The organism is Streptomyces sp. NPDC042100 (assembly GCF_055582325.1).
Genome location: NZ_JBVJDK010000011.1, coordinates 52,108 through 78,577, shown reverse-complemented (window position 1 = coordinate 78,577; position 26,470 = coordinate 52,108). Strand labels below are relative to the sequence as shown.

At 73.9% G+C, this 26,470-nt stretch carries 22 protein-coding genes, 4 tRNA genes and 1 other RNA gene; 15 read left to right on the top strand and 12 right to left on the bottom strand.

The genetic code is table 11. The annotated features are described in order from the left end of the window. Positions 1–177 precede the first annotated feature (177 nt). From ACZ6J5_RS24485 to ACZ6J5_RS24470, 4 genes are all read right to left on the bottom strand, one after another. Positions 178–2,460 (bottom strand): FtsX-like permease family protein, encoded by a 2,283-nt coding sequence (locus tag ACZ6J5_RS24485; protein WP_469394857.1) that lies wholly within the window; start codon positions 2,458–2,460, stop codon positions 178–180. Continuing rightward, positions 2,457–3,116: an ABC transporter ATP-binding protein gene (locus ACZ6J5_RS24480; protein ID WP_469394855.1), complete on the bottom strand. Its 660-nt coding sequence runs from the start codon at positions 3,114–3,116 to the stop codon at positions 2,457–2,459. The genes ACZ6J5_RS24485 and ACZ6J5_RS24480 overlap by 4 nt, the downstream gene beginning before the upstream one ends. Then, positions 3,113–3,517 (bottom strand): hypothetical protein, encoded by a 405-nt coding sequence (locus tag ACZ6J5_RS24475; protein WP_469394853.1) that lies wholly within the window; start codon positions 3,515–3,517, stop codon positions 3,113–3,115. The genes ACZ6J5_RS24480 and ACZ6J5_RS24475 overlap by 4 nt, the downstream gene beginning before the upstream one ends. Positions 3,518–3,651: 134 nt before the next feature. After that, a complete protein-coding gene (locus ACZ6J5_RS24470; protein WP_469394852.1) occupies positions 3,652–4,260 on the bottom strand; it encodes a dienelactone hydrolase family protein in 609 nt (202 codons plus the stop codon). A 126-nt stretch (positions 4,261–4,386) separates the two neighbouring features. Between ACZ6J5_RS24470 and ACZ6J5_RS24465 the strand changes: the two genes are divergently transcribed. Then, positions 4,387–4,704, top strand: coding sequence for a hypothetical protein (locus ACZ6J5_RS24465; RefSeq protein WP_469394850.1), 318 nt, complete (start codon positions 4,387–4,389; stop codon positions 4,702–4,704). A gap of 109 nt (positions 4,705–4,813) precedes the next feature. Then, positions 4,814–6,652 (top strand): RCC1 domain-containing protein, encoded by a 1,839-nt coding sequence (locus ACZ6J5_RS24460; RefSeq protein ID WP_469394848.1) that lies wholly within the window; start codon positions 4,814–4,816, stop codon positions 6,650–6,652. Here the strand turns inward: ACZ6J5_RS24460 and ACZ6J5_RS24455 are convergent. Both ACZ6J5_RS24455 and ACZ6J5_RS24450 read right to left on the bottom strand, forming a co-directional pair. Further along, the gene (locus ACZ6J5_RS24455; RefSeq protein WP_469394846.1) at positions 6,633–7,118 is read right to left on the bottom strand and encodes a hypothetical protein; all 486 of its coding nucleotides are present in this window, start codon (positions 7,116–7,118) and stop codon (positions 6,633–6,635) included. The genes ACZ6J5_RS24460 and ACZ6J5_RS24455 overlap by 20 nt on opposite strands. A gap of 330 nt (positions 7,119–7,448) precedes the next feature. Further along, positions 7,449–7,536 (bottom strand) — tRNA-Ser (locus ACZ6J5_RS24450). 164 nt (positions 7,537–7,700) lie between these two features. Here ACZ6J5_RS24450 and ffs point away from each other — a divergent pair. The 6 genes from ffs (at position 7,701) to ACZ6J5_RS24420 (ending at position 16,748) form a co-directional block, all read left to right on the top strand. Continuing rightward, positions 7,701–7,799: signal recognition particle sRNA small type (gene ffs / locus ACZ6J5_RS24445), an RNA gene on the top strand. Positions 7,800–7,852: 53 nt separating this feature from the next. After that, positions 7,853–10,081 (top strand): DNA polymerase III subunit gamma and tau, encoded by a 2,229-nt coding sequence (locus ACZ6J5_RS24440; RefSeq protein WP_469394844.1) that lies wholly within the window; start codon positions 7,853–7,855, stop codon positions 10,079–10,081. Between the two features lie 61 nt (positions 10,082–10,142). Next, a complete protein-coding gene (purD, locus tag ACZ6J5_RS24435; RefSeq protein ID WP_469394842.1) occupies positions 10,143–11,393 on the top strand; it encodes a phosphoribosylamine--glycine ligase in 1,251 nt (416 codons plus the stop codon). Between the two features lie 304 nt (positions 11,394–11,697). Beyond that, positions 11,698–13,614 carry a M48 family metalloprotease gene (locus ACZ6J5_RS24430; protein ID WP_469394840.1) on the top strand — a complete coding sequence of 639 codons (1,917 nt, stop codon included), beginning with the start codon at positions 11,698–11,700 and terminating at the stop codon, positions 13,612–13,614. A gap of 636 nt (positions 13,615–14,250) precedes the next feature. Continuing rightward, positions 14,251–15,711: a N,N-dimethylformamidase beta subunit family domain-containing protein gene (locus ACZ6J5_RS24425; RefSeq protein WP_469394838.1), complete on the top strand. Its 1,461-nt coding sequence runs from the start codon at positions 14,251–14,253 to the stop codon at positions 15,709–15,711. A gap of 140 nt (positions 15,712–15,851) precedes the next feature. After that, on the top strand, positions 15,852–16,748 hold the full coding sequence (locus tag ACZ6J5_RS24420; RefSeq protein ID WP_469394837.1) for a phosphoribosylaminoimidazolesuccinocarboxamide synthase: 897 nt from the start codon (positions 15,852–15,854) through the stop codon (positions 16,746–16,748). A gap of 64 nt (positions 16,749–16,812) precedes the next feature. On the opposite strand, the gene ACZ6J5_RS24415 is transcribed toward ACZ6J5_RS24420, so the two are convergent. The 4 genes from ACZ6J5_RS24415 to ACZ6J5_RS24400 form a co-directional block, all read right to left on the bottom strand. Beyond that, positions 16,813–16,888, bottom strand: a tRNA-Gly gene (locus ACZ6J5_RS24415). Positions 16,889–17,040: 152 nt separating this feature from the next. Beyond that, a tRNA-Gly gene (locus ACZ6J5_RS24410) sits at positions 17,041–17,113 on the bottom strand. Between the two features lie 80 nt (positions 17,114–17,193). Further along, positions 17,194–17,265 (bottom strand) — tRNA-Gly (locus tag ACZ6J5_RS24405). 101 nt (positions 17,266–17,366) lie between these two features. Then, positions 17,367–17,711: a histone-like nucleoid-structuring protein Lsr2 gene (locus tag ACZ6J5_RS24400; RefSeq protein WP_469394835.1), complete on the bottom strand. Its 345-nt coding sequence runs from the start codon at positions 17,709–17,711 to the stop codon at positions 17,367–17,369. A 363-nt stretch (positions 17,712–18,074) separates the two neighbouring features. On the opposite strand from ACZ6J5_RS24400, the gene purS reads away from it, so the two are divergent. From purS to ACZ6J5_RS24375, 5 genes are all read left to right on the top strand, one after another. Continuing rightward, on the top strand, positions 18,075–18,320 hold the full coding sequence (purS, locus tag ACZ6J5_RS24395) for a phosphoribosylformylglycinamidine synthase subunit PurS (RefSeq protein ID WP_046909015.1): 246 nt from the start codon (positions 18,075–18,077) through the stop codon (positions 18,318–18,320). Beyond that, positions 18,317–18,997, top strand: a complete 681-nt coding sequence (purQ, locus tag ACZ6J5_RS24390; protein WP_469394833.1) for a phosphoribosylformylglycinamidine synthase subunit PurQ — start codon at positions 18,317–18,319, stop codon at positions 18,995–18,997. The genes purS and purQ overlap by 4 nt, the downstream gene beginning before the upstream one ends. After that, a complete protein-coding gene (gene purL / locus ACZ6J5_RS24385) occupies positions 18,997–21,246 on the top strand; it encodes a phosphoribosylformylglycinamidine synthase subunit PurL (RefSeq protein WP_469394831.1) in 2,250 nt (749 codons plus the stop codon). The genes purQ and purL overlap by 1 nt, the downstream gene beginning before the upstream one ends. Positions 21,247–21,400: 154 nt before the next feature. After that, positions 21,401–21,907 carry an ArsR/SmtB family transcription factor gene (locus tag ACZ6J5_RS24380; protein WP_469394829.1) on the top strand — a complete coding sequence of 169 codons (507 nt, stop codon included), beginning with the start codon at positions 21,401–21,403 and terminating at the stop codon, positions 21,905–21,907. A 23-nt stretch (positions 21,908–21,930) separates the two neighbouring features. Next, positions 21,931–22,764 (top strand): M23 family metallopeptidase, encoded by an 834-nt coding sequence (locus tag ACZ6J5_RS24375; protein ID WP_469394827.1) that lies wholly within the window; start codon positions 21,931–21,933, stop codon positions 22,762–22,764. Positions 22,765–22,788: 24 nt separating this feature from the next. Here the strand turns inward: ACZ6J5_RS24375 and ACZ6J5_RS24370 are convergent, their stop codons facing one another. Beyond that, positions 22,789–23,208, bottom strand: coding sequence for a nuclear transport factor 2 family protein (locus ACZ6J5_RS24370; protein WP_469394825.1), 420 nt, complete (start codon positions 23,206–23,208; stop codon positions 22,789–22,791). A 66-nt stretch (positions 23,209–23,274) separates the two neighbouring features. On the opposite strand from ACZ6J5_RS24370, the gene ACZ6J5_RS24365 reads away from it, so the two are divergent. Continuing rightward, positions 23,275–24,072, top strand: coding sequence for a maleylpyruvate isomerase family mycothiol-dependent enzyme (locus ACZ6J5_RS24365; protein WP_469394823.1), 798 nt, complete (start codon positions 23,275–23,277; stop codon positions 24,070–24,072). A gap of 59 nt (positions 24,073–24,131) precedes the next feature. Then, positions 24,132–24,968, top strand: coding sequence for an META domain-containing protein (locus ACZ6J5_RS24360; RefSeq protein ID WP_469394821.1), 837 nt, complete (start codon positions 24,132–24,134; stop codon positions 24,966–24,968). A 15-nt stretch (positions 24,969–24,983) separates the two neighbouring features. Here ACZ6J5_RS24360 and ACZ6J5_RS24355 read toward each other — a convergent pair whose 3' ends face one another. After that, positions 24,984–26,393 (bottom strand): sulfatase family protein, encoded by a 1,410-nt coding sequence (locus ACZ6J5_RS24355; RefSeq protein WP_469394819.1) that lies wholly within the window; start codon positions 26,391–26,393, stop codon positions 24,984–24,986. Positions 26,394–26,470: the final 77 nt, after the last annotated feature.

Below are 26,470 nucleotides of genomic sequence, written 5' to 3'. Positions count from 1 at the left end.
AGATAGACGGGGACGGACGGAGAAACTCATCGGCGGGGGCGGACTCGATTTCCCACGGATGACCGCCGGGGTCCCGGTCCCCGGTCCCCGGTCCCCGGACCCGGGACCCGGGACCCGGGACCCGGGGACCGGGGACCGGGGCAGGCCCCGCTCCGCCCCGCTCCGCCCCGCTCCGCGTCAGTCCCGCCGGATGTGCTCCGGATCGACGTGCCGCCGCACGAGCGGCATCGAGGCGAGCCCGCCGACGACCAGCACCCCGAGGGCGGCGAGGACCAGCAGCGGCAGCCCGGCCCAGTCCCAGTGCACGGCCCCGCCGCCGGTGATCAGATAGCTGGACTCGGCCAGCCACCCGGTCACGACGGCAGCCCCGAGCCCGACCCCGAGCGGCAGCACGACCTGCGCGCACTGCGCCAGCCGCAGCGTCCCGCCCCGCGCACCCAGCAGGGCGAGCGCGGTGACCTGCCCGCGGCGCTCCATCGCCCGGTCGGCGACGGACACGACGAACGCGGCGACCCCGACGACGAGCCCGAGCACCATGCCGGCGGCGAGGAGGCTGCGGATGACGGTGAGCTGATGCAGCGAGCCGACGACGATCCCGACGGGCTCGACCGCGGCGGTCGGCGCGATGGCCCCGATGGCGTCGAGGGTGGCCCGGACGGTGGCGGGGTCGGAGGCGGTGACGAGGTAGAGGGCGGCGGTATCTGAGGCCAGTTTTCGGGCCGGTAGCGCGGACGGCGGGATCAGGAGTGTTCCCGAGCTGATCACGGAGGGCTGATACACGTCCACGGAGAACCGCGCCTCTGGCACGGTCACGGTGACCCGGCGGCCGTCCTTCAGGTCGAACGGGGCCCGCAGCCCGGCAGGGGCGTCGAAGTCCGCGGGCACGCCGGTCGGGTGGACGCGGAGCATCCGGCCGTCGACGCACCCCTCGGACCACTCGACGAACGCCGAGACCTGGGCACAGGTCCCCACCACGGCCTCGACAGCTGGGGTGTACTCCCCGGTGTCCGGCGTCCATGAGCGGGATTCCACGACGCTCGCCCGCACGCCCTCGACCCTTACCAGCGCGCCGTGTTGGCGCGCGTCGAGCCCGGTGGCGTCGATCCGGTACTCCTGGACGGGCGCGGTACGGCGGCTCACCTGATCGAGCTCGACGAGCACCCCCTGGGTCAGCGAGGTCGCGTACACGAGGAGGACGAGTCCGGTGACGACGCGAAGCGCGCTGCCCGGCTCGACCTCGGCCCGTCGCATCGCGAGGGTGAGCGGCAGCGACCGCACGCGTCCGGCCAGACGGCGGGCCAGCCAGGCGGTGACGGGCGCCAGCCCGAAGACCAGCCCCGCTCCGGTGAGGAGCACGGCCCCGGGCACGAGCACGGCGCTGGCGCTGCCCCCGGACGGGTCCCGGCCGAGGACGCTGAGGACGCAGTACCCCCCGATGACACCGAGCCCCGGCACCAACAGCAGCGTCCCGTACTTCTTCGGCGGTTTCCGCTGCGCGGTCCGGCGGACGTTCAGCGGCGTCAGCGCCGCCTCCCGGGCGGAGCGTCTGCCGACGAACCAGGCGAGGGCCGGGCAGAGCACGAGGCAGACGGTGAGCGTCGTGGCGTCCGGGCGGCCGTCGGCCGGGTACCAGTGCAGCCCGGGCAGGCCGATCCGCGCCATGACCTCGTTGAAGCCGAGATAGCCGGTGACTCCGACGACCGCTCCGAGGAACGCGGCGGCCACCGTCTCCCCCGCGTTGACCCGCAAGGTGTCTTTCACGCTCAGGCCGACCAGCCGCAGCGCGGCCAGCCTGCGGGCCCGTGACTCGGCGGAGAGCCGGGCGCAGACGGAGAGGAAGACGGCGAGGGGGAGGAGGACGATGCAGGCCAAGGTGAAGCGCAGGATGTCGAGCGTCGACTCGTCCACGACGGGATGGGGGGAGAACGAGGAGCCGAAGGACGCGAGCCGGGAGGCGCCCGGCGGAAGCTGTTCCTCAGCACGGCCGATGTACGCGTAGAGGTCGTCGGGTCCCGCCAGCCCAGCGGGTGCGATGACGCCGGCCACTCTGCCCGGAACCAGGCCGGAGACACCGGGGTGGGTGTCCAGGACCTTACGGAGCCGGGGCGAGACGAACGCCTCGCCCGGCGCGGGAAGACGGTCCAGCCCCGGTGGCAGCGGCGCCCGGCCCGGCCCGGTGCGGGCCACGAACACCCGGTACATCGGCTCCGCCCCGTACGCGTCCTCCCGTTCCGCGAAGGAGACGTTGGAGATGGGCTGCGGCCGTGCCTCGGGCACCACGGTCCGGGGGTTCCGGGCGCCGGAGCGGGCATCGTGCGCGCCGATGATCGCCGGAATGGTGAGGACGGCGGCCAGACAGGCCACCCCCAGCGCGCATCCGCCCGTCATCAGCAGGAAACGGGCCCGGCCCCGGCGCCCCCCACGCCACAACAGCCTCAGTCCGAACAGGAAGCCGTTCACTTCAGGACTCCATCGGACATCGTGTACCGGACGTCTGCCTGATCGGCCACGCTCTGGTCGTGCGTGACGATGACGACCGCCGTGTCCTGGCCCCGGGCAAGTCGCAGGAACTCGTCCAGCACGGCGGCGGCGTTGGCGCTGTCGAGCGCCCCGGTCGGCTCGTCTGCGAAGACCACGGCCGGCCGGTGCACCAGGGCCCGTGCCACGGCGACGCGCTGGCTCTGGCCGCCGGACAGCTGCGAGGTCCGGCGCTGGAGCAGCTCGGTCATGCCGAGCCGCCCCAGCACCTCGCCCGCCGCCGCGTGGGCGGGCGCCTTGCGCTGACCGGCGAGGCGCAGCGGGAGCGCCGCGTTCTCCTCGACGGTCAGCTCGGGCAGGAGCTCGCCGTACTGGAAGACGAACCCGAACCGCTCGCGGCGCAGGGTGCTCAGTTCGTCGTCGTCGAGGCCCGCGAGATCGACCCCGTCGAAGACGACCCGCCCCCGGGCGGGGGCGAGCACCCCGGCCAGGCAGTAGAGCAGCGAGGACTTGCCGGAACCGCTGCTGCCCATGACGGCGGCGACTTCTCCGCGCCGCAGCGTGAAGTCAGCGCTGCTGACGGCCTGGTGGGCCCCGTAGAAGAGATCCACGCCCTCGGCGCGGAGAACGACGCTCATCGAATGAACGACCGCGTGGGAGAGCAGTTGTCGGGACGCAGCGAACCCCGGTCGCGGCAGACCCGGATCTCGGCATCGGTCGAGTACCTGGCCGCGCCGTCGAAGACCTGATGGTCCAGGTACACGTCCTTGCGCTGCACGCCGTTGAACCGGCTCCAGCCGTAACCCTGCACCTTGGCCTGGATATAGACGTTGTGGCCGTCGCCGGCCTCGTCGTCCCGCAGCATCCCCCGGAAGCGGAACGCGCCGTGGTTCTTGTCCTTGGGCTCCCACCCGTACTGGCCGTCGAACTTCGCTCCCGTGGTCTCCAGGTTGAGCCCACGCCATGAGTCCGCCACCGCGGCCCCCATCCCGCCCACGAACAGCCCGGCGGCCACCGCCACCGACACCCACTTCCGCACAACGCCTCCACTCAGAGCACCAAAGAAAACAGGTGCCTCTGAGTATTGAGGCTGTTGCTCACGGTAGCGAAATGGTGGATCGTTTCCTTCCTACCATCTGGTGAATCGGCGGCCGGTGAAGCGGTGGAGGAGCGTCAACAGCCGCCCCCGCGCCGTCCGTTCAGGAACTCCCGCACCCGCCCCCTCATCAACCCCGCCGCCCCCTCGTCGTACCCCGCGAGCCCCGGGTCCGCGAAGAGGTGCCGGTCCCCCGGGTAGAGGAACAGCTCACCGCCCCCGCCCTCGCCGCAGGCAGCCCCCGCCTCCGCCACCAGCGCCCGCGCCGCGTCCACGTCGCCCTCGCCCGCGAAGAAGGGGTCGGCGTCCATCCCGTGCACCTGGACCGGCACCCCGCGCGGCCAGGAGCCGAACTCCGCCACCGGCACGCACGCCTCGAACAGCAGCGCCCCCGCCGCCCCCGCGCGGGTCTGCGCCAGCTTCTGGGCCGGGAGGACGCCGAGGGAGAAGCCCGCGTAGACGAGCCGCTCGGGGAGCGGGTCCGCTGCCCGTACGCCCCGCTCGACGATCGTCCCGAACCCGACCTCCTCCGCGTACCCGACGCCGGCCTCCAGGCTGTCGAACGTCCGCCCCTCGTAGAGGTCCGGCACGTGCACGACGTGCCCCGCGCCGCGCAGCTCCTCGGCGAAGCCGAGTACGCCGGGCGTGAGTCCCTGGGCGTGATGGAAGAGAAGCACCTCGGCCATGATGAGCGATCCCCCGTCTCTCTCGTCTCTCGATTCCCGATTCCCGATTCCTTCTCATCATCCAGCGCACCACTGACAGCCGTGTCGCGCCGTTTCGGCGCGCGTGACGGCTCCTAGGCTCGGCACGTGAGGGAGAACGAGATCAAACTCAAGGCCATCGGCGCCCTGACGGCGCTGCGCGGGGGAGTGGACGAGAGCCTGGTCTCGGACCTGCTCGGCGAGGTCATCCCGCGTGAGTTCTCCGTACCGGAGTCCGCGACGGCCGAAGAGGCGGGGCTGGCCGTCCTCGGCCAGCTCTCGGAACCGCTGAGCGCACTCGTGAACGGCTTCATCCTGGCCTTCGACGCCCTCGCCGACGCCCACGAGGCAGCCGACGCCGAGCCCGGCACGGAGCAGATCCTCCAGGAACTGGCCCTGCTCCTCGCGGGCGACGACTTCGACTGATCCAAGGGGCCGCGCTGATCGGGTGAAGGAGCGGTGTCGCTCCCGCGCGGGCGGACGGAAAGCGCCCCATGGTGAGGCTGTCGCCACGGCACCTCCCTAAGGAGCGCGTATGCCCGCCCCGCTCAGATCGGTGGCCAAGGCCCTGGCCCTGGCCACCGCCCTCCTCATCCCCGTCCCCGCCCACGCCGACGCCCACGCCCCCGTGCCCGCTCACGGCGGCACCGGCGACAGCAGGGACATCCGCAAGGGAGCCCCCGGCACCGTGGTCGCCTGGGGCTCCAACGCCTCCGGGGAGCTGGGTGACGGTACGACGGTCGCGCAGGGTGCCGTGCCGGGGCGGGTGTGCGGCCCGGCGCCGTGCACCGCGCCGCTCGACACGGCGGTCAAGGTCGCGGCCGGTGACGGGCACAGTGTGGCGCTGCTGGCGGACGGCTCGGTCGTCACCTGGGGGAAGAACGCCTCCGGGCAGCTCGGCGACGGCACGACGACGGACCGCTCCGCGCCGGTCCGGGTCTGCGCGGTCGGGTCAGGCGGGTCAGGTGGAGCAGGCGGCGCGGTCGGGTCAGACGGAGCAGGCGGGTCAGGCAGAGCAGGCGTGTCAGGCAGGTCAGGCGGCACGGACGCGCCGTGCGGGGCGCATCTGACGGGCGCGGTGTCCGTCGCGGCGGGCGACCTGTTCACCTCGGCGCTGCTCGCCGACGGGACGGTCGTGACCTGGGGGAGCAACGCGGGCGGCCGGCTGGGCGACGGTACGGACACGGACCGGACGACGCCGGTCAGGGTCTGCGCCCTGTACACGACGGGCCCTTGCGCCTCCTTCCTCAGCAACGTCACGAGCCTCGCGCCCGGCCACCGGCACACGCTCGCGACGCGTTCGGACGGCACGCTGGCCGGCTGGGGCTCCAACGGCGGCGGGCAGCTCGGGGACGGCACCCGGACGACCCGTATGACCCCGGTGCAGGTGCTCGGCCTGTCGGACGTGGTGGGCGCGGCGGCGGGGGAGTCCTTCGGCCTCGCGCTCCACGGCGACGGCACCGTCCACAGCTGGGGATCGGGCGACGCGCTCGGCGACGGTACGGGGGTGCGGACGACCAGCCCGGTGCGGGTGTGCGCGGTGGGGCAGACGGCGCCGTGCACGGCGTTCCTGACGGGGGTCGGGTCGGTGGCGGCGGGCGCCTTCCACGCCCTGGCGGCCCGTACGGACGGTTCGGCGGTGGCCTGGGGAGGCAACGGGGCGGGGCAGCTCGGCGACGGGACGACCACGTCGCGGAAGGCGCCGGTCCAGGTCTGCGGGCCGGGCGGCTGCGAGACGTACCTGAGCGGGGTGACGGCGGTCGCGGCGGGCGTCACCGGCCACCACAGCGTGGCGCTGCGCGCGGACGGCACGGTCCGGACCTGGGGTTCGGGGGCGGCGGGGCAGCTCGGGGACGGTACGTCGGGCGGGGACGCGCTGACGCCGGTCCGGGTCTGCGCGCCCGGCCAGAAGGCGCCGTGCGCGCGGCTGCTGGAGGGCGTGACGTCGATCGCGGCGGGCGCGGCGCACACGGTGGCGGTGTACCGGCCGAGCGCCGATCTGAGCGCGGCGCTGTCGGCGAGCCCGGAGCCGGTGGCGGACGGGGCGGCCCTGACGTACACGGTCCGGGTGCACAACAACGGGCCGACGGCGGCGGAGGACGTGGTGCTCACGGACCGGCTGCCGGCGAGCGGCCGGTTCATGAGCGCCACGCCGTCGGCGGGCGTCTGCGACGACCCGGCGCCGGGGACGACGGACACGGTGACGTGTTCCTTCGGGACGCTGCCCAGGGGCGGCGACGTGACGGTCGCGATCGCGGTGAGGGCGCTGCTGACCTACCCGCCGGAGATCAGGAACTCGGCCGAGGTCACGAGCACCACCCCGGACCCGCGACCGGCGAACAACACGGTGACCATCAGTACGCGGGTGAGCTGACCGCCCGCGCGGGCGCGCGCTCGACGGCGTCGGGCAGCAGCCTCAGCTCCTGGACCTGGTAGCAGTCGGAGTAGAGGGTGGCGACGACCGCGCCGCAGCCGCACACCAGATTGGGCCCCCACTCGCCGTCCATCCCGCAGCAGTAGCCGCGCCGCAGGGCGGGCTCGGGGTGCGGGTCCATGCCGAGCCCGTCGGCCGGGTGGAGCACGAGCGTGCCGCGCGGCCCGGACTCGACGAGGAGCCCGGACCCCTCGTCGAGGACGTACGGCGGCCCGGACGGCTCCGGGTCGACGGCGAAGGTGCCGGGGGGCATCCGCACGATGGGCGTGTCCGTGTGCCCGTCGGCATCGGTGGCACCGGCCTCGGGCCGGTGCCACCCGTCATCGGAGTCGGCCTCGGGCAGCACCCGCTCGACGAGCCCCGCGCTGAGCGCGCGCCGGCACGCCCGGCACTGGAAGAACGTCATGCCGCACCCCGGAACGACGGCCGCGCCCCATTGGCCGGCGAACGACACGAGCCTCGCATCCCCGCGCGGGATCAGCCGCGCGGGGGGTAGGCGGCGGGGGCGCAGGACGACCAGACATCACCGAACTTGCGGGTGAGCTTGCCGCCCGCCAACGAGGGACGGATCGAATGCACCACGGCACCCTATTGGATGTCGCCGGTGCCCCCGCGCCTCGGTCGACCCGGATGAGGGCGCGGGCCACGACCTGGGCCTTGTCGTGGGGTTGGTGCCACAAACGACGAAGGTCCCGGCCGCTGAGCGGTCGGGACCTTCGTACACCCTGCTGGGTGCTGGCGGAGGATACGAGATTCGAACTCGTGAGGGGTTGCCCCCAACACGCTTTCCAAGCGTGCGCCCTAGGCCTCTAGGCGAATCCTCCGTGGAGAACATTACATGACCGGAGAGGGTGCTCGCGCACACGATGCGGAGCGGGGGTCGTCGAAGAGGGCAGGTCGACGGGGTGGCGAGGGAGGGGTCGGGGAGAGGGGGAGGGAGGGGTCGGGGGAGGGGTCGGGGGGAGGGGTTCGGATCGGGTACTCTGGGCGGAGCCCCTCACGTGGCGCTATCTGACTGAACTCCCCCAGGGCCGGAAGGCAGCAAGGGTAGGTCGGCTCTGGCGGGTGCGTGGGGGGCGCTTGCGTTCCCGGGCGGTCGTCATGCCCGGGTTGTCGGTGGGCGCCTATAACCTCGTATACGTGTCGTCTCTCGCGCTGTACCGCCGCTACCGCCCCGAGTCCTTCGCCGAGGTCATCGGGCAGGAGCATGTCACCGACCCGCTGCAGCAGGCGCTGCGGAACAACCGGGTCAATCACGCGTACCTGTTCAGCGGCCCCCGCGGATGCGGCAAGACGACCAGCGCGCGGATCCTGGCCCGCTGTCTGAACTGCGAGCAGGGCCCCACCCCCACCCCGTGCGGGGAGTGCCAGTCCTGCCGCGACCTCGCGCGCAACGGGCCGGGGTCGATCGACGTCATCGAGATCGACGCGGCCTCCCACGGTGGTGTGGACGACGCCCGTGACCTGCGGGAGAAGGCCTTCTTCGGGCCCGCCTCCAGCCGGTACAAGATCTACATCATCGACGAGGCGCACATGGTCACCTCGGCGGGCTTCAACGCCCTGCTGAAGGTGGTCGAGGAGCCGCCGGAGCACCTCAAGTTCATCTTCGCGACCACCGAGCCCGAGAAGGTCATCGGCACCATCCGGTCGCGCACCCACCACTACCCCTTCCGGCTCGTGCCGCCCGGCACCCTGCGCGAGTATCTGGGCGACGTCTGCGGGCGCGAGGGCATCCCCGTCGAGGACGGCGTGCTGCCGCTGGTCGTGCGGGCCGGCGCCGGTTCGGTGCGTGACTCGATGTCGGTGATGGACCAGCTCCTCGCCGGCGCGACCGAGGCGGGTGTGACGTACGCGATGGCGACGTCCCTGCTCGGCTACACGGACGGCTCGCTGCTCGACTCCGTCGTGGAGGCCTTCGCCGCAGGGGACGGCGCCGCCGCCTTCGAGGTCGTCGACCGGATCGTCGAGGGCGGCAACGACCCCCGCCGCTTCGTCGCCGACCTCCTGGAGCGCCTGCGCGACCTGGTGATCCTCGCGGCCGTCCCGGACGCCGCGGAGAAGGGGCTCGTCGACGCCCCCGTCGACGTCATCGAGCGGATGCAGGCCCAGGCCTCCGTCTTCGGCTCCGCCGAGCTCAGCCGCGCCGCCGACCTGGTCAACGCCGGTCTGACCGAGATGCGCGGCGCCACCTCGCCCCGGCTCCAGCTGGAGCTCATCTGCGCGCGCGTGCTGCTGCCCGCCGCCTTCGACGACGAGCGCTCGCTGCAGGCCCGGCTCGACCGGCTGGAGCGCGGCGCCGCCGCCGGGCCCGCGCCCGTCTTCACCACCAGCTCGCCCGCCCCGCAGATGGGGTACGTGCCGCAGGCGGAGGCGCATCTGCCGCCCGCCCCCGCCATGCCCGCCGCTTCCGCGCCCGCGCCCGCTCCGGTGCAGGCCGCTCCCGCGCAGGCCGCGCCGCCCGTCGCGCCGGTTCCGGCGGCCGAGCCCGCCCCCGCCCCCGCCGCCTTCCAGCAGTCGGCCGCTCCCGTGCAGGCCGCCCCGACCGCCGCCGCGCCGCAGCCCGGGGCCTGGCCCGGGGCCGCCAGGCCCGGCGGTGGTGCGCCCGGCGCCTGGCCCGGTGCCGCCGCGCCCGTGCAGGCCCCCGCCCAGCCGCAGGCCCAGCCCCCGGCGCAGCCCCAGGCCCCGGCCCAGCCCGCCGCCGGCGGCATGGCCGCGGGCGCGGGCCAGGTGCGGAACATGTGGCCGCAGATCCTGGAGGCGGTCAAGAACCGCCGCCGCTTCACCTGGATCCTGCTCTCGCAGAACGCCCAGGTCGCGGGCTTCGACGGCACCACCCTCCAGCTCGGCTTCCTCAACGCCGGCGCCCGCGACAACTTCGCCAGCAGCGGCAGCGAGGACGTCCTGAAGGCCGCCCTCGCCGAGCAGTTCCACGTGAACTGGCGCATCGAGGCGATCATCGACCCCTCCGGCGGCGCCGCCCAGCCGCCCACCGGTGGCTTCTCCGGCGGCGGCCCCTCCGGCGGCTTCGGCGGAGGCGGAGGCGGCGGTTTCGGCGGTGGCGGCGGCTTCGGCGGCGCTCCCGCGGCGCCCACGCCCGCTCCCGTCCAGGCCGCGCCCCCCGTCCAGCACTCCTCGGCCCCGGCTTCGGCCTCGGCGCCGGGCTCGGCCTCCGCACCCGCCCAGGCCCCGCGGCAGCACGCGCCCGCGCCCGCGCCCGTACACACCCCGCAGGCGCCGCCGCCCGTCGCGCCCGAGGACGACGTGCCGGAGGAGGACGACCCGGACCTCGTCGACTCCGCGCTCTCCGGCCACGACCTGATCGTGCGCGAGCTCGGCGCCACGGTCCTGGAGGAATACACGAACGAGTAGCGGCGTCTCGCTCGGTGGCCCGCACAAGGGGCACCGCGCGCCGCGGGCTACCCTGGCTGACGTGAAGGTCCTCGTCATCGGCGGCGGCGCCCGCGAACACGCCCTGTGCCGCTCCCTCTCCCTCGATCCCGACGTCACCGCTCTGCACTGCGCGCCCGGCAACGCCGGAATCGCCGAGGTCGCCGAGCTGCACGCCGTCGACCAGCTCGACGGCGACGCCGTCGCCCGCCTCGCCACCGAGCTCGGCGCCGAACTGGTCGTCGTCGGCCCGGAGGCCCCGCTCGTCGCGGGCGTCGCCGACGCCGTGCGCGCCGCCGGCATCCCCGTCTTCGGCCCGTCCCGGGAGGCCGCGGAGCTGGAGGGCTCCAAGGCGTTCGCCAAGGACGTCATGGCCGGGGCCGGCGTCCCGACCGCCCGCAGCTACGTGTGCACCACCCCCGAGGAGATCGACGAGGCGCTGGACGCCTTCGGCGCTCCGTACGTCGTGAAGGACGACGGCCTCGCCGCCGGCAAGGGCGTCGTGGTCACCGAGGACCTGGCCACGGCCCGCGCGCACGCGCTGGCCTGCGACCGGGTCGTCATCGAGGAGTTCCTGGACGGCCCCGAGGTCTCCCTCTTCGCCATCACCGACGGCACCACCGTCCTCCCGCTCCAGCCCGCGCAGGACTTCAAGCGGGCCCTCGACGGCGACGAGGGCCCGAACACCGGCGGCATGGGCGCCTACTCGCCGCTGCCCTGGGCCGACCCGAAGCTGGTCGACGAGGTCCTGGCGACGGTCCTCCAGCCGACCGTCGACGAGCTGCGCCGCCGAGGCACCCCCTTCTCCGGACTGCTGTACGCGGGCCTGGCGATCACCAGCCGAGGTGTGCGGGTGATCGAGTTCAACGCGCGCTTCGGCGACCCGGAGACCCAGGTCGTGCTGGCCCGCCTCCGCACCCCGCTCGCGGGCGTCCTGCTGAACGCCGCCAACGCCACCCTGGCCGACCAGCCGCCGCTGGCCTGGCGCGACGACGCCGCCGTGACCGTGGTCATCGCCTCGCACAACTACCCCGACACCCCGCGCACCGGCGACCCGGTCGAGGGCCTGGCCGAGGTCGCGGCGACGGACGCCCCCGAGGCGTACGTGCTGCACGCGGGCACCCGGCGCGACGGCGACGCCGTCGTCAGCGCCGGCGGACGCGTCCTCTCGGTGACCGCCACCGGTACGGACCTGGCGCAGGCCCGCGAGCGGGCGTACGCGGCAGTCGGCCGCATCCGCCTTGACGGTTCCCAGCACCGTACGGACATCGCGCTCAAGGCCGCCGGCGCCTGAGCGGAACGGACCGGAGCGCGGCGGATCCAGGCCGCACCGGACGGAATCCGGCACGGCCACCCTGTTCCCCGCGCGGAACAGGACGGCCGTGCCGCCGCCATCACCTTTAGCCAAAGCCATTCCATCGAGTGACGGTTCGCCCGTCTGGATGACGCCCGCCGACGCCCCAACTAGGGTGCGGCGAAAGCGTTCCGGCGGTGTTCCGGCACTTGGCCCACCGGCATTGCGATGTCGGTGACGGGTGCCACAGTGGGGGAGTGAGCAACACCGCCACGGGTAGTCCCGACGAGGGCAGGAGGGGGTGATGGACGGCGTGTCCGAATCCGGTTCGGAGCTGGGCGACGAGCTCGGCGCGCGCGCCGCGCGGGTCCGCGCCCTGGCCGTGCTCCGCGTCCGCGGCAGGGCGATGGGGGCCGCGGTCCTTCCCGCGGCCGTCGCCGTCGTGCTCTACGCGGGCGGTGCCACGGGCCACTTCACCGGGCCCGGCTGGGACACCGCCCGCTGGGTCGTCGGCGTCCTCTCCGTCGTCGTGCTCCTCGTCGCGGCCGCCGTCGCCCTCGTCATCGCCCGGGCCCGCCCGGCCGTGACGCCGACGGTGGAGCTCGCCGAGACCTCCGCCCCCGACCTCTACCGGATGGTCCGCGAGCTCGCCGACCGCCTCGGGGTCCCCGCGCCCTCCGCGATAGCCCTGACCCCGGACTGCGACAGCTGGCTGGAGGACCGCTCCCACCGGGCGCACGGACTCCACCGCGCGGGCGACGCGCCCGTCCTCGTCATCGGCTCGCCCTTCCTCTGGTGGATGCGCGTCGCCGAGCTCCGCGCGGTCCTCGCCCCCGTCGTCGCCGGTACGGGACCGGCCGCCCACCCCGACATAGCCGCCGCCCGCCGTTTCGTCCGAGGGCTGGACGCGGCGGTCGCCGTGCCCCGGCGCCCCGGGCTCGACCCGGTCCGCCGACTGGGCGCGCGCGGAGTCGGCCGGCTCGCCCGGATCATGCTGATCGGCTGCCGTACCCACGCCGCCGAGATGGAGCGCGGGGTCGCCGCGGCCGGCTCGGAGCGCGCGCAGGCCGTGGACTACGGGGTACGGATCGTCGCCCAGGAGCAGGTCGGCCTGGCGTACGCGGGCTGGGACCGGCTGCTGACCCGCGTCGCGCTGCCCGCCTGGCGGATGGGCCGCTGGCCCGCGCGCCTGGACGCGGGCGTGGTCTCCGCCCTCACCGAGCTCTCCCGCCGCGACCGGCTGGCCGAGGGCTTCGCCTCCCGGCTCGGCGAGCGCCCCGCCTGCGACCTCCTGGACCAGCCGGGCACCGTCGACGCGGCCACCTCGCTGCTCGCCGCCCGCCTCTTCCACGGCGGCCCGGCCGAGCCCGGCCCGGACTGGGCGCCGGTGGAGTGGAGCGAGTATCCGGAGGAGGTCGTCGACCGCAAGTGGCGCGCCGACGCGGCCCGCCTCCACCAGGTCCTCGACCGCCTCGGCGACGGCTCCGCGCCCCACCGCTCCGCGACGGCGGACTCCGAGTCGGCCGACGCCCCGGACGGCGGCCCGACCCTGTCCCGGGTGATGGCCCACCTCACGACCGGGCCCCGCCCCCGCCCGGCCCTGCCGACCCCGGACCACCCGGCCCTGGACCAGCCGGCCCTGGACCACCCGGCCCCGGACCAGCCGGAGCCTGACCCGGACGCCGAGGACCCGGACGCCGAGGTCCCGCAAGCCGAGCTCCCGACCGCCGAGGGCCCGGACCAGCCGGAGCCTGACCCGCACGCCGAGGACCCGACCGCCGAGGTCCTGCAAGCCGAGGTCCCGGACGCCGAGGTCCCGGACGCCGAGGTCCCGGACGTGGCCGGGAATCCCGCCGCCGACGTGCTCGCCGCCGCGCTCGCCGCCCAGGCGGCGCGGGAGGAGGGGCTGCGGCCCGTCGTGCCCGAGACCGAGGGGCCCGACGGCGCGCTGCCGCTGTTCCCGCTCCAGCCGCCCCGCACCGGACGGGACCTGCTCGCCGACCACGTGGCGGCCATGGTCTGCTGCGCGGCGGTGGACACGACGGAGGCGGCCCCCGGGCTCGACTGGCTCGACGGGCCCGCCCTGCTCGTGGCCGGCAAGCGGAGCACGGATCTCAACGGCGCCGTCCTCGCCCTCGTCGAGGACGGCGATCCGGAGCCGCTCCGCGCGTGGCTCGCCAAGACCGGCGTGCGCCCGGAGAAGCCCGTCCGGCTCCTCTGACACCGGCCCCGACCGCCCCGCCCGGCCCCGAGCCCCCGCTGTCCGGCCCCCGCCCCGCCCCGAGCACCCCGCTGTCCGGCCCTGCCCGGCCCGGAGCGCCCGCCCGGCCCCGAGCGCCGGCCCCGCCCGGCCCCGAGCGCCGGCCCCGCCCCGGCCCCGAGCGCCGGCCCCGCCCGGCCCCGAGCGCCGGCCCCGTGCGCCGGCCCCGAGCGCCCGCCCCGTCCGGCTGCCCGCCCGCCCCGCCCGGCGGCCCACCCGGCCAGTTCCAGTCCCGGGCCTACCCCACCCGGCCGGCCGCGGGCCTACCCCACCCGGCCAGTCCCGGGCCTACCCACCCCACCCTGCCCGCCGGCCCCGCCCGCCCCCAGCCGACGCGGCCCCGCCCGGCCTCCCCGTCCTGCCCGCACCACCCCCGCCCCCACCCCCACCCCACCCCCGTCCGTCCCCGCCCCACCCGCCCCCACCGGCGCCTTTGCCCGCCGAACCACACCGGAGTCCCGGCTTCCACTCTCGTCAATTCACGACGAACGGTGACGGACTGCGTGCGTTATGTGATGTGCTGGAGACCGGCACTGACAGAGGCAGAATCCAGCGGCACTGACCAGCCGGCCGGGGGAGTCGAGGGAGGGGCGCAGCATGGGGGCGGAGCAGATCAGGCGGTGGGAATCGGGCGCGCTCGCCCATGCCGTCTCGGATCCTTTCGGCCAGGGCCCGCTGCCCTGGCTGCGCGGTTCCGACAACTATTTCGACGACACCGGTCAGATGGTGCCCTGGTACGCCGACGAGACCCTGGCCCGCGGCGGGCTCGGCGGGCCGCGGACCGCGGACGACGTGCACGGGCAGATCAAGGGCTTCGTCTCCAGCGGCGCGGTCGCGCCGGGCGAGGCGATCGATTTCCACATCACCGTGGACCCGCCGCAGCAGTTCTCGGTCGACATCTACCGGATCGGTCACTACGGCGGTGACGGCGCCGCCAAGATCAAGACGAGCCCCCGGCTGTCCGGGATCGTCCAGCCCGCCCCGCTGACCGCCGACCGGACGGTCTCCTGCCACCACTGGTGGCAGTCCTGGCGGCTCCAGGTCCCCACGTACTGGTCGATCGGCGCCTATGTCGCCGTGCTGACGACGGTCGGCGGCTACCGCTCGCACATCCCGTTCACGATCAGGGACAGCCACCCGGCGGACCTGCTGCTCGTGCTGCCGGACGTGACCTGGCAGGCGTACAACCTCTATCCGGAGGACGGCCGGACGGGCGCCAGCCTCTACCACGCCTGGGACGAGGAGGGCCGGCTGCTCGGTGAGGAGGACGCGGCGGTGACCGTCTCCTTCGACCGTCCCTACGCGGGCGCGGGCCTGCCGCTGCACGTGGGCCACGCCTACGACTTCATCCGCTGGGCCGAGCGCTACGGCTACGACCTGGCGTACGCGGAGACCCGCGACCTGCACGCGGGACGGGTGGACCCGAGCCGCTACCGGGGCCTGGTCTTCCCGGGCCACGACGAGTACTGGTCGGTGCCCATGCGGCGGACCGCCGAGCTCGCCCGCGACCAGGGCACGTCGCTCGTCTTCCTCTCCGCCAACACCATGTACTGGCAGGTGGAGTTGGGGCCCTCGCCGTCCGGCGCCCCGGACCGGCTGCTCACCTGCCGCAAGCGGCGCGGGCCCGGCCGCCCGGCGCTGTGGCGCGAGGTGGACCGGCCGGAGCAGCAGCTCCTGGGCATCCAGTACGCGGGGCGGGTGCCCGAACCGCACCCGCTGGTGGTGCGGAACGCGGACCACTGGCTCTGGGAGGCCACCGGCGCGGGCGAGGGCGACGAGATCCCGGGCCTGGTCGCGGGCGAGGCGGACCGCTACTTCCCGCGCACCCCGCTGCCCGAGCACCAGGGCCGCATCCTGCTGGCGCACTCGCCGTACCGGGACAGCGAGGGGGCGCTGCGGCACCAGGAGACGAGCCTGTACCGGGCCCCGTCGGGCGCCTGGGTGTTCGCCGCCGGCACCTTCGCCTGGTCCCCGGCGCTGGACCGGCCGGGCCACGTGGACGCCCGCGTCCAGCGCGCCACGGCGAACCTCCTCGACCGCATCTGCAAGCGCGACTGACCGCCCGGAGCCGTGCCCGGAGCCCCGCCGGGACCCGCGCCCGGGCGCCGGAGGGGCACGTCACAGGGCCCGGCGCCCGGCTCCGGCCGGATGTGCGAGAGAATCGGACACGCTCCTGGATCAACCTACGCGGAGGAACCGTGTCCGGATTCGTAGAAAAGCCCGAGCCCGTCCAGGTCCCGGGCCTCACCCATCTCCACACGGGCAAGGTCCGCGACCTGTACCGCGACGAGGCGGGCCGGCTCGTGATGGTGGCGAGCGACCGCATGTCCGCGTACGACTGGGTGCTGCCCACCGAGATCCCCGACAAGGGCCGGGTCCTCACCAGGCTCTCGCTGTGGTGGTTCGACCTGCTCGCCGACCTGGTCCCGAACCACGTCCTCTCCACCGAGCTGCCCGTCGGCGCCCCCGCCGACTGGGAGGGCCGCACGCTGGTCTGCACGTCGCTGGAGATGGTCCCGGTCGAGTGCGTCGCCCGCGGCTATCTGACCGGGTCCGGCCTCGTCGAGTACGAGCAGTCCCGGACGGTCTGCGGCCTCGCGCTGCCCGAGGGCCTGTCGGACGGCTCCGAGCTGCCCGCCCCGATCTTCACCCCGGCGACCAAGGCGGCGGTCGGCGACCACGACGAGAACGTCTCGTACGAGGAGGTCGCCCGCCAGGTCGGCGCCGAGACGGCGGCGCTGCTGCGCCGGACGACGCTCGACGTGTACGGCCGGGCCCGTGACATCGCGCGGGAGCGGGGCGTCATCCTGGCGGACACCAAGTTCGAGTTCGGCTTCGCGGGGGAGACGCTGGTCCTCGCGGACGAGGTCCTCACCCCGGACTCGTCCCGCTTCTGGCCGGCCGACACGTGGCAGCCGGGCCGCGCCCAGCCCTCGTACGACAAGCAGTTCGTGCGGGACTGGCTGACCTCGCCGGCCTCGGGCTGGGACCGCAAGAGCGAGCAGCCGCCGCCGGCGCTGCCGCAGGAGATCGTGGACGCGACCCGCGCCAAGTACATCGAGGCGTACGAGCGGCTGACCGGGACGTCCTGGTAGCGGCGGGCAGGGGCAGGTAGGGGAACGAGAAAGCCCCCGGTCGATTCGACCGGGGGCTTCTTCATGGAGCGGACGACGAGATTCGAACTCGCGACCCTCACCTTGGCAAGGTGATGCTCTACCAACTGAGCCACGTCCGCATGCGCCGTAGCGCGCTGCTAACTATACCCAATGTTCCGGGTGTCGATGACACGGTTTTCCGGGGCCCGTGCTGTGGGGGTGGCCACAGACGTGTGGGCGGGGCGCACGACGAAGGCCCCCGGTTCGATGAACCGGGGGCCTTCGCTCCCTGAGCGGACGACGAGATTCGAACTCGCGACCCTCACCTTGGCAAGGTGATGCTCTACCAACTGAGCCACGTCCGCATTGCCTCCGCTCGGCTTTCACCGGGCGGCGCGAGCACCACTCTACCTGATGCACCGGAGTGCTCGGTAACGCGATGCAGAGCGGGTGACAGGGATTGCACACTGCGCCTTCCCCCTGGAAGGGGGCTGTTCTGCTACTGAACTACACCCGCACGCTGCGTGAGGTCCGGGGCCTTTCGGCCTCGCCCCTCGGCGTGCTCCAGACTCTAGCGGATCATGGGGGGTGGGATGCAAATCGAGGTCCGACGCCTCGTCAGCCCGCCGCGCGGAAGGCCTCGTAGACCCGCTTCGGGATGCGGCCCCGGGCGGGCACCTCCATCTTGTTGGACTGCGCCCAGGCGCGGACCGCGGCCGGGGCCGGGGCGAGCGCGGTGTGTTTGTAGCCACCCTCCGGCAGCGGGCGCGCGGCGCCGGCGGTCCTGCCGGTCAGCTTGCGGCCGGCGGCCAGGTAGGGCGCGAGCGCCTTGCGCAGTTTCTTTGCATTGGCGGGATTCAGGTCGATCTCGTACATCTTCCCGTCCAGGCCGAACGCGACCGTTTCTGCCGCTTCTCCGCCGTCGATGTCGTCGGAGAGGGTGACCACCACACGCTGAGCCACGGATATCGGTCCTTTCCTGTGGAGCGCTGTGCCGTCCCGTCGTTCATCACTGCCTTGACGTGCGGTGATGCCGGGGGTGACGGGGCTCCTAGGGGCAATACTGCGCTGGTCTGGTGCTCGTCCGCGCCCGACTGCGCACGTCGGGTTTTCTTGCTGCATTCCCTTTGTACAGCGATGGGTGGCGCATTGTGAAGCCCAGTCAATTGTTTCCGCGTGTCCCGGTCGGCGGGTGATATTCCGCTTGAATTCATCGGGGCGGCGTTTGGGGCCTCTTTGTAGGATCCTTCAGACTTCTACCCGCGTAGAATTTGGAGGCAGGTACGCTGAGGGAACCGCCCACGCAACACACCACCGGGAGTGCCAGTGGCACGCGTCGTAGTCGACGTCATGCTCAAGCCGGAGATCCTCGACCCCCAGGGACAGGCGGTGCAGCGTGCACTGCCCCGCCTTGGATTCGAGGGCATCGCCGACGTCCGCCAGGGAAAGCGCTTCGAGCTGGAGGTGGAGGGACCGGTCGACGAAGCCGCCCTCGCCCGCATCCATGAGATGGCCGAAACCTTCCTTGCCAACACCGTGATCGAAGACTTCACCGTGAAGGTGGAGTCGTGACCGCACGCATCGGCGTCGTCACGTTCCCCGGAACGCTCGACGACCGGGACGCGCTGCGCGCCGCCCGCCTCGCGGGCGCCGAGCCCGTCTCGCTGTGGCACCGCGACAAGGACCTCAAGCAGGTCGACGCCGTGGTCCTGGCCGGTGGCTTCTCCTACGGCGACTACCTGCGGGCCGGCGCCATCTCGCGCTTCTCCCCGGTGATGGAGTCGATCATCGAGCAGGCGAAGGCGGGCATGCCCGTCCTCGGCATCTGCAACGGCTTCCAGATCCTCACCGAGGCCCACCTGCTGCCGGGCGCCATGCTGCGCAACAACCACCTCCACTTCATCTGCCGCGACCAGAAGCTGCGGGTGGAGAACGCGGAGACCGCCTGGACCTCGGACTACGTCCAGGGCCAGGAGATCGAGGTCCCGCTCAAGAACATGGACGGCCGGTACGTCGCCGACGAGCGCACGCTCGACGAGCTGGAGGCCGAGGGGCGGGTGGCCTTCCGCTACCTCGACGTGAACCCCAACGGCTCGCTCCGCGACATCGCCGGCATCACCAACGCCGCGGGCAACGTGGTCGGCCTCATGCCGCACCCGGAGCACGCCGTCGAGCCGCTGATCGGCACCGGCAAGACGGACGGCCTCGGGTTCTTCACCTCGATCCTCAAGAAGCTGGTCAACGCCTGATGACTCTGGACACGGTCAAGCACGCGACCGAGACGCCCGACGTCGAGCAGCCCTGGAAGGAACTCGGCCTCAAGCAGGACGAGTACGAGCGCATCCGCGAGATCCTCGGCCGCCGTCCCACCGGCGCCGAGCTCGCCATGTACTCCGTCATGTGGTCCGAGCACTGCTCGTACAAGAGCAGCAAGGTCCACCTGAAGCAGTTCGGCGAGAAGGTCCCCGAGAACGACGCCATGCTCGTCGGCATCGGCGAGAACGCGGGTGTCGTCGACGTCGGCCAGGGCTACGCGGTCACCTTCAAGGTCGAGTCGCACAACCACCCCAGCTACATCGAGCCCTACCAGGGCGCGGCCACCGGCGTCGGCGGCATCGTCCGCGACATCCTCGCCATGGGCGCCCGCCCGGTCGCCGTCGTCGACCCGCTGCGCTTCGGCGCCGCGGACCACCCCGACACCCGGCGCGTGCTGCCCGGTGTGGTCGCGGGCATCGGCGGCTACGGCAACTGCCTCGGCCTGCCGAACATCGGCGGCGAGGTCGTCTTCGACTCCTGCTACCAGGGCAACCCCCTGGTCAACGCCGGCTGCATCGGCGTCATGAAGCACGAGGACATCCACCTGGCCAAGGCCTCCGGCCCCGGCAACAAGGTGATCCTCTACGGCGCCCGCACCGGCGGCGACGGCATCGGCGGCGTCTCGGTCCTCGCGTCCGAGACCTTCGACGACACCAAGCCCACCAAGCGCCCCGCCGTCCAGGTCGGCGACCCCTTCCAGGAGAAGCTCCTCATCGAGTGCACCCTGGAGATCTTCCAGGAGAAGCTGGTCGCCGGCATTCAGGACCTCGGCGGCGCCGGGCTCTCCTGCGCCACCTCCGAGCTGGCCTCGGCCGGTTCCGGCGGCATGCGCGTGGACCTCGACCTGGTCCACCTGCGCGACGCGACGCTCTCGCCCGAGGAGATCCTCATGAGCGAGTCGCAGGAGCGCATGTGCGCGATCGTCGAGCCCGAGCACGTCGACCGCTTCCTGGAGATCTGCGAGAAGTGGGACGTCATCGCGGTCGTCATCGGTGAGGTCACCGAGGGCGAGCGGCTGGAGATCTTCTGGCACGGCGAGCAGATCGTCGACGTCCCGCCGCGCACCGTCGCGCACGAGGGCCCGGTCTACCACCGCCCGTTCGCGCGCCCGGAGTGGCAGGACGCGCTCCAGGCCGACGACGCCGGCAAGCTGCCGCGGCCGCAGGACGGCGCCGAGCTGAAGGACCAGGTCCTGAAGCTGGTCTCGTCGCCGAACCAGGCGTCGAAGTCCTGGATCACCGACCAGTACGACCGCTTCGTGCAGGGCAACACGGTGCTCGCGCAGCCCGAGGACGCCGGCATGGTCCGCATCGACGAGGAGACCAACCTCGGCGTGGCCATGGCGACCGACGGCAACGGCCGGTACGCCAAGCTCGACCCGTACACGGGCGCGCAGCTCGCGCTGGCGGAGGCGTACCGCAACGTCGCCGCCTCCGGCGCCAAGCCGCTCGCGATCTCGGACTGCCTGAACTTCGGCTCGCCCGAGGACCCGGCCGTGATGTGGCAGTTCGCCGAGGCCACCCGTGGTCTCGCGGACGGCTGCCTCCAGCTGGGCACCCCGGTCACCGGCGGCAACGTGTCGCTGTACAACCAGACCGGTGACGTGGCCATCCACCCGACGCCCGTCGTGGCCGTCCTCGGTGTGATCGACGACGTCAACCGCCGCACCCCGATCGCCTTCGCGGAAGAGGGCCAGCTCCTCTACGTGCTGGGCGACACCAAGGAGGAGTTCGGCGGTTCGGCCTGGTCCGAGGTGATCCACCAGCACCTCGGCGGTCTGCCGCCGGCCGTGGACCTCGACCGGGAGAAGCTGCTCGGCGAGATCCTGATCTCGGCGTCCCGCGACGGCATGATCGACGCGGCCCACGACCTGTCCGACGGCGGTCTGGTCCAGTCGGTCGTCGAGTCCTGCCTGCGCGGCGGCAACGGCGCGCGCCTGGTCGTGCCCGAGGGCCTGGACGCGTTCACCTTCCTCTTCAGCGAGTCGGCCGGCCGCGCGGTCGTGTCCGTCCCGCGCAGCGAGGAGCTCCGCTTCACCGACATGTGCGGCGCGCGGGGCCTGCCGGCCACCCGGATCGGCGTGGTCGACGGCGACGCGGTCGAGGTGCAGGGCGAGTTCACGCTCTCCCTGGAGGAGCTGCGGACGGCGCACGAGGCGCCCATCCCGGGCCTGCTGGCCTGACCGACCGCTCGACGGAGCCCCCGTCCGGACCTTCGGGTCCCGGGCGGGGGCTTTTCCGCGCCCCTGCCCGCGCCCCCGCCCCCGCCCCCGCCGTGCCCATACCTGCCTCGCTCACCCTTGCGAAGAGATTACGTAATTACGTAATCTCCATGTCATGGATCTGGAAGAGCGGGTCGCCGAGCTGGAGCGACGCATGGCCGCCCTGGAGGGCGCGGAGGTCCCGGCGCCGGCGCGCGTGGACGGCACGTTCTGGGCCCTCGAAGGGCTCAAGGCGGAGCTCGCGGAGGCCGGGGCGGCGGGCGAGGGCGGCGCCGTGCTGTTCACCGGCACGGTCCGGCTGCCCACCCGGGAGCGGTACGAGTGGCAGTTCGGGGCCTTCGCCGAGCGGCTGCTCGACGAGGACTGGGCCGCGACGGCCGACTCGTTCGCCGCGCTCGGCCATCCCGTACGGCTCCGGCTGCTGCGGGAGGTCCTCGGCGGCCGGCGCACCGCCGCCGAGCTGGCGGAGCTCGACGACACCGGCACGACCGGGCAGATCTACCACCACCTGCGCCAACTGACCGCCGCGGGCTGGCTCCAGACCACCGGCCGGGGACGCCACGAGGTCCCGGCCGCCCGGGTCGTCCCGCTCCTCGTCGCGCTCACCGCCGCCCGCCCGTGACCACGCACCCCAGGGGGAAGCCCATGTCGTCCCGGAAGGCCCTGCTGCTCCTGCACCGCGCGCTGTGGCTGGTGTTCGTCGTCCAGGCCGTCGGCTCGGTCCTCGTCGAGCCGCCCTACCCGTACGCGGCGGGCTGGCTCCCCGCGATCGCCGCCGCGGCCCTCGGCCTCGGGCTCTCCCTGGGCGCCCGCAGGCGGTTCGCGGCCGCCGGGACCGTCGCGCCGGTCGCGGTGGACCCGCCGGTGACCGGCCGCTGGTCGGCGCTGAACAGCCCGGCCGACCGCACCCCCAGCCACGGCACCCACCACCTCGGCCAGACCTACGCGATCGACATCACGCGCGAGGCGGGGGAGGGGGAGCGGCCCGGGTTCGCGTGGCTGTGGCCCGTGTTCCGTCGCCCGGCGGACTTCCCCGCCTTCGACGCGCCCGTCCTCGCGGTCGCCGACGGCACCGTCGTGCGCGCCGAGGACCGCCAGCGCGACCACCTCAGCCGCGGCTCGCTGCCCGCGCTGGTCCTGATGCTGCTGGTCGAGGCGGGGTTCCGGAGCCTGGCGGGCGCGCGCCGGGTCACCGGCAACCACCTCGTCCTCGACCTCGGCGACGGTACGTACGCGATGTACGCGCACCTGCGGCGCGGCTCGCTCGCGGTGCGGCCGGGCGACCGGGTCCACGCGGGCCGGGAGCTCGCCCGCTGCGGCAACTCGGGCAACTCCTCCGAGCCGCACGTCCACTTCCAGCTGATGGACGGCCCCGACCTGGACACCGCCCGGGGCCTCCCCTTCACCTGGAACGGGGTCGGCGTCCCGGCGAACGGGGAGGTCTTCACCGCGCCGGAGCGCGCGCCCCACGCCCCCTGACCGGCCACCGGACCGGCGGCCCGGTTACCGGCCGTCCTCCTGGCCCCAGAAGGAGTCCGCCTCGACGATGTCGGCGACGCACTCGTCGATGTCGGTGATCTTGCCGCCGACCAGGGTGAAGAAGAGGCCGCCGTCCATCTCGATGCCTCGGTCCCCGCGGTCGGCGTGGAAGCGGTGGACGGACATGGCGTGTCCGCGCCCGTCCACGAAGACGTGTCCGAGCTCGACGCGGAAGGTGCCGCCGGTCAGCTCGGCGAGCTTCGCGTAATAGCCGCCGAGGACGTTGTCCCGGCCCTTGTAGTGCCCCGCGATCCGGCTCCCGCCGGGTACGTGGTGGGTGCAGTCGCTGGTCATCAGCCCGGCCAGCGTCTCCATGTCACCCGAGGCGAACGCTTCGTAGCCCCGGCGGACCAGGGCGGCGTCGGGGTGTTCGTGATGGGTCATGGTCCCCTCGCCTGCTTTCGCTCGCGATTGGTCCCTTCCTTCCAGTCTCGCGGTTAGCCTCGGGCCATGCCACCCACCAAGAAGCGCGCCCAGCGCGTCCGCTCCTACGACTCCGCCAAGACCCGCGCCGCCGTCGCCGCCCAGTTCGGGCACGTGCGGGACGCGGTCCTCGCGCTTCCGCCGGAGGCGCTCGACGGGCCGACGCGCCTGGGCACGTGGACGGTGCGGGAGCTGGCCGGGCACCTCGCGTGGATGGTCGGCTCGGTGGCCGAGCTGCTGGCGGCGCCGGAGCCGGCGGCGCGGGAACTCGCCCTCCTCGACTGGCCGTCCGCGACCGCCCCGGCGGCCGGGCGGATCGACGAGCGCACCCGGGAGCTTCGCACCGACGACCTGGCCGGGCTGTACGAGCGGACCGCGACGGCGTACGCGACGGCGGTGGCGGCGGCGCCGGACACCCGGCTGCTGCCGGTGAGCCTCGGGGCGATGACCCTGGCGGACTTCCTGGTCACCCGGACCGTCGAACTGGTCGTCCACACCGACGACCTGAGCGCGGCGACCGGGGCGGCGATCCCGTACGACCGGCAGGCGCTCGCCGCCTGCACCCGGCTGCTGGCGGACACGCTCGCGGCGAGGGCGCCGGGCGGCTCGGTGGAGGTGCGGGTCCCGCCGTACGCGGTGGTGCAGTGCGTCGAGGGCCCCCGGCACACCCGGGGCACCCCGCCGAACGTCGTCGAGACCGACCCGCTGACCTGGATCCGGCTGGCGACCGGCCGCGCGGAGTGGGCCGCCGAGCTGGACGCGGCCCGGGTGAGCGCGAGCGGGGAGCGGGCGGACCTGGCGGGGCTGCTGCCGCTGATGGGCTGAGGGGACCCCGTACGGCAGCGGCCCCGGAACCGTCCGGGGGTCTCGCCCGTCCCACCCCCATGAAGACGCCGCGCGTGTACGCCGCCCTGGTCCCGCTGCTCTTCCTCGCCGCCTGCGGTACGCAGCGGGGCGCGGAACCCGGAGCGGGGACCGTCGCCCCCGCGCTGCCCGTCGCGGGCACCGACTGGACCGTCGGCGCGGTCACGGTCGACGGCGCCCGGTCGGTGGCCCCGGCCGGGGCCCGGGTGGCGTTCACGGCGGACGGGCGGGTCCGGGGCACCACCGGCTGCAACGGCTTCGGCGCCGCCGTCACGGTGTCCGGCGACTCCCTCACCGTCGCGCCGAGCGAGGTCACCGCGATGGGCTGCCCGGCCGACCGGGCGCGCTTCGAGGCGGCGTTCCTGAAGGCGTTCAGCGGCGAGCTCAAGGGCGGGCTGAAGGGGACGGCGCTCACGCTGACCTCGCCCGACGGGCGCCGGGGCGTGGAGCTGACCGCCGAGCCCGACGCCCCGCTGGCCGGCACGGCGTGGACGGTGGACGCGCTGCTCTCCGGGAAGACCGCTACCTCCCTCCCGGCGGGCGCCGAGGGCAAGGCGGTGCTGACCTTCGGCAAGGACGGGCGGCTCACCGGCAGCCTCGGCTGCAACAGGGTCACCGCCCCGGCGGAGATCGACACGAAGGCGAAGACGATCACCCTCGGCGCGCTCGCGACCACCCGGATGATCTGCACGGGCCCGCAGATGGACCTGGAGACCAGGATGTACGAGGCCCTCGACGGCCCGCTGCGCTACCGGCTGGAGCACCGCACCCTGACCGTCACGGCCTCGGACGGCCAGGGCTTCACGGCGACGGCGACGGCGGCGACGGCGGCGCCGACGGCGACGCGGACGCCCTGAGCGGCGGGCCCGGGATCAGCGCGGATACGGCAGCAGCCCCGCGTCCACCCGTTCCCAGGCGGCCCGCAGCGCGGCGAGCCGCGCCGGCTCCGCCGCCGCCCGGTCGGCCTGTTCGCGGGCGTCCTCGCGGAGGTGGAAGAGCTGGTCGCGCCCGCTCTTGCCCCGGTAGTACTTCCAGTCGCCCCGGCGCAGCGCCCGCTCGCCGCGCACCCGCCAGAACAGGTCGCGCTCGGCGGGCGCGTGGCCGCGCAGCAGGTGCCCGGCGAGGCTGGTGCCGTCCAGCGGGTGGGCGGGGTGCGGGCGGGCGCCGCCGATCTCCAGGAGGGTCGCGGTCCAGTCGGGCGAGAACACGGGCAGGTCGCTGACCTGGCCGCCGTCGATGGCGGCGGGCCAGCGCAGGATCGACGGGACGCGGATGCCGCCCTCCTGGAGGGAGCCCTTGTTGCCGGTGAGCGGCCAGTTGTAGGAGAAGCGCTCGCCGCCGTTGTCGCTGCCGAAGAAGACGAGGGTGTCGCGCTCGCGGCCGGCCCGGCGCAGGGCGGCGAGCACCTGCCCGACGGAGCGGTCGAGGTCCTCGACCATCTCCTTGTACTTCTCGACCGAGCCGCCGTCCTGGTGCCAGAGGGCGGACCGGTCGCCGGCCTTGACGCGGCGGACGATCTCGGCGCCGGCCTCCTCGTCGCCGTCGGCTATCCAGGGCCAGTGCGGGGTCGTGAAGTTGAGGTTGAGCAGGAAGGGCCGGTCGTGGTCGCGGGAGACGTACTCGCTCGCCCGCTCGGTCAGGATCCGGGTGTAGTAGCGCAGGTCCTTGTACTCGGCGTCGCCCTCGTACAGGTCGTACTCGCCGCCGGGGCCCAGCTTGGAGTAGTACTCCAGGGCGCCGCCGAAGTTGCCGAAGAACTCGTCCCAGCCGGACCGGGTGGGGGAGTAGTCGGGCAGGTAGCCGCAGTGCCACTTGCCGATGAGGGCGGTGGCGTAGCCGGCCCCGCGCAGCAGCGAGGCGAGCGTGGGGTGGGTGGGGTCGAGGCCGGCCGACGCGTCGGCGATGGGCTCGGCGAGCCCGCCCTCGGTGCGGCCGGGGTAGCGCCCGGTGTAGAGGCTGAAGCGGGTGGGGGAGCAGGTCGCGGAGCCGGAGTAGGCGTCGGTGAAGCGGACGCCCTGGCGGGCGAGCCGGTCCAGGTGCGGGGTGCGGATGTGCGGGGAGCCGTACGCGGAGAGGTCGGCCCAGCCGAGGTCGTCGCCGAGGATGAAGAGGATGTTGGGGCGCTTGGGGTGGCGTCCGGGGGCGGCCCGGAAGGGACGTTCCGCCACGGCGGCGTCCGGGGCGGCGCCGGTCTGGGCGGCGGCCGGGGTGCCGAGGGCGACGGCGGCGGCGCTCCCGAGGGCCGCCCCGCCGAGGGCGCGACGGGACAGGGACGAGGACATACGGGTCTCCCGTGGGGAAGGCGGAGTGAAGGGGGCGCGTGCGGGCGCGCGGGAACGGGCCCGGAGGCGCGGGGTTC

What these genes read in the sequence shown, in the direction of transcription:
- ACZ6J5_RS24480 (WP_469394855.1), bottom strand. Translation starts at nt 3,116, where the DNA reads ATGAGCGTCGTTCTCCGCGCCGAGGGCGTGGATCTCTTCTACGGGGCC.
- ACZ6J5_RS24470 (WP_469394852.1), bottom strand. Translation starts at nt 4,260, where the DNA reads ATGGCCGAGGTGCTTCTCTTCCATCACGCCCAGGGACTCACGCCCGGC.
- ACZ6J5_RS24460 (WP_469394848.1), top strand. Translation starts at nt 4,814, where the DNA reads ATGCCCGCCCCGCTCAGATCGGTGGCCAAGGCCCTGGCCCTGGCCACC.
- ACZ6J5_RS24455 (WP_469394846.1), bottom strand. Translation starts at nt 7,118, where the DNA reads ATGACGTTCTTCCAGTGCCGGGCGTGCCGGCGCGCGCTCAGCGCGGGG.
- ACZ6J5_RS24430 (WP_469394840.1), top strand. Translation starts at nt 11,698, where the DNA reads ATGGACGGCGTGTCCGAATCCGGTTCGGAGCTGGGCGACGAGCTCGGC.
- ACZ6J5_RS24425 (WP_469394838.1), top strand. Translation starts at nt 14,251, where the DNA reads ATGGGGGCGGAGCAGATCAGGCGGTGGGAATCGGGCGCGCTCGCCCAT.
- purL (WP_469394831.1), top strand. Translation starts at nt 18,997, where the DNA reads ATGACTCTGGACACGGTCAAGCACGCGACCGAGACGCCCGACGTCGAG.
- ACZ6J5_RS24380 (WP_469394829.1), top strand. Translation starts at nt 21,401, where the DNA reads ATGGATCTGGAAGAGCGGGTCGCCGAGCTGGAGCGACGCATGGCCGCC.
- ACZ6J5_RS24375 (WP_469394827.1), top strand. Translation starts at nt 21,931, where the DNA reads ATGTCGTCCCGGAAGGCCCTGCTGCTCCTGCACCGCGCGCTGTGGCTG.
- ACZ6J5_RS24370 (WP_469394825.1), bottom strand. Translation starts at nt 23,208, where the DNA reads ATGACCCATCACGAACACCCCGACGCCGCCCTGGTCCGCCGGGGCTAC.
- ACZ6J5_RS24365 (WP_469394823.1), top strand. Translation starts at nt 23,275, where the DNA reads ATGCCACCCACCAAGAAGCGCGCCCAGCGCGTCCGCTCCTACGACTCC.
- ACZ6J5_RS24360 (WP_469394821.1), top strand. Translation starts at nt 24,132, where the DNA reads ATGAAGACGCCGCGCGTGTACGCCGCCCTGGTCCCGCTGCTCTTCCTC.
- ACZ6J5_RS24355 (WP_469394819.1), bottom strand. Translation starts at nt 26,393, where the DNA reads ATGTCCTCGTCCCTGTCCCGTCGCGCCCTCGGCGGGGCGGCCCTCGGG.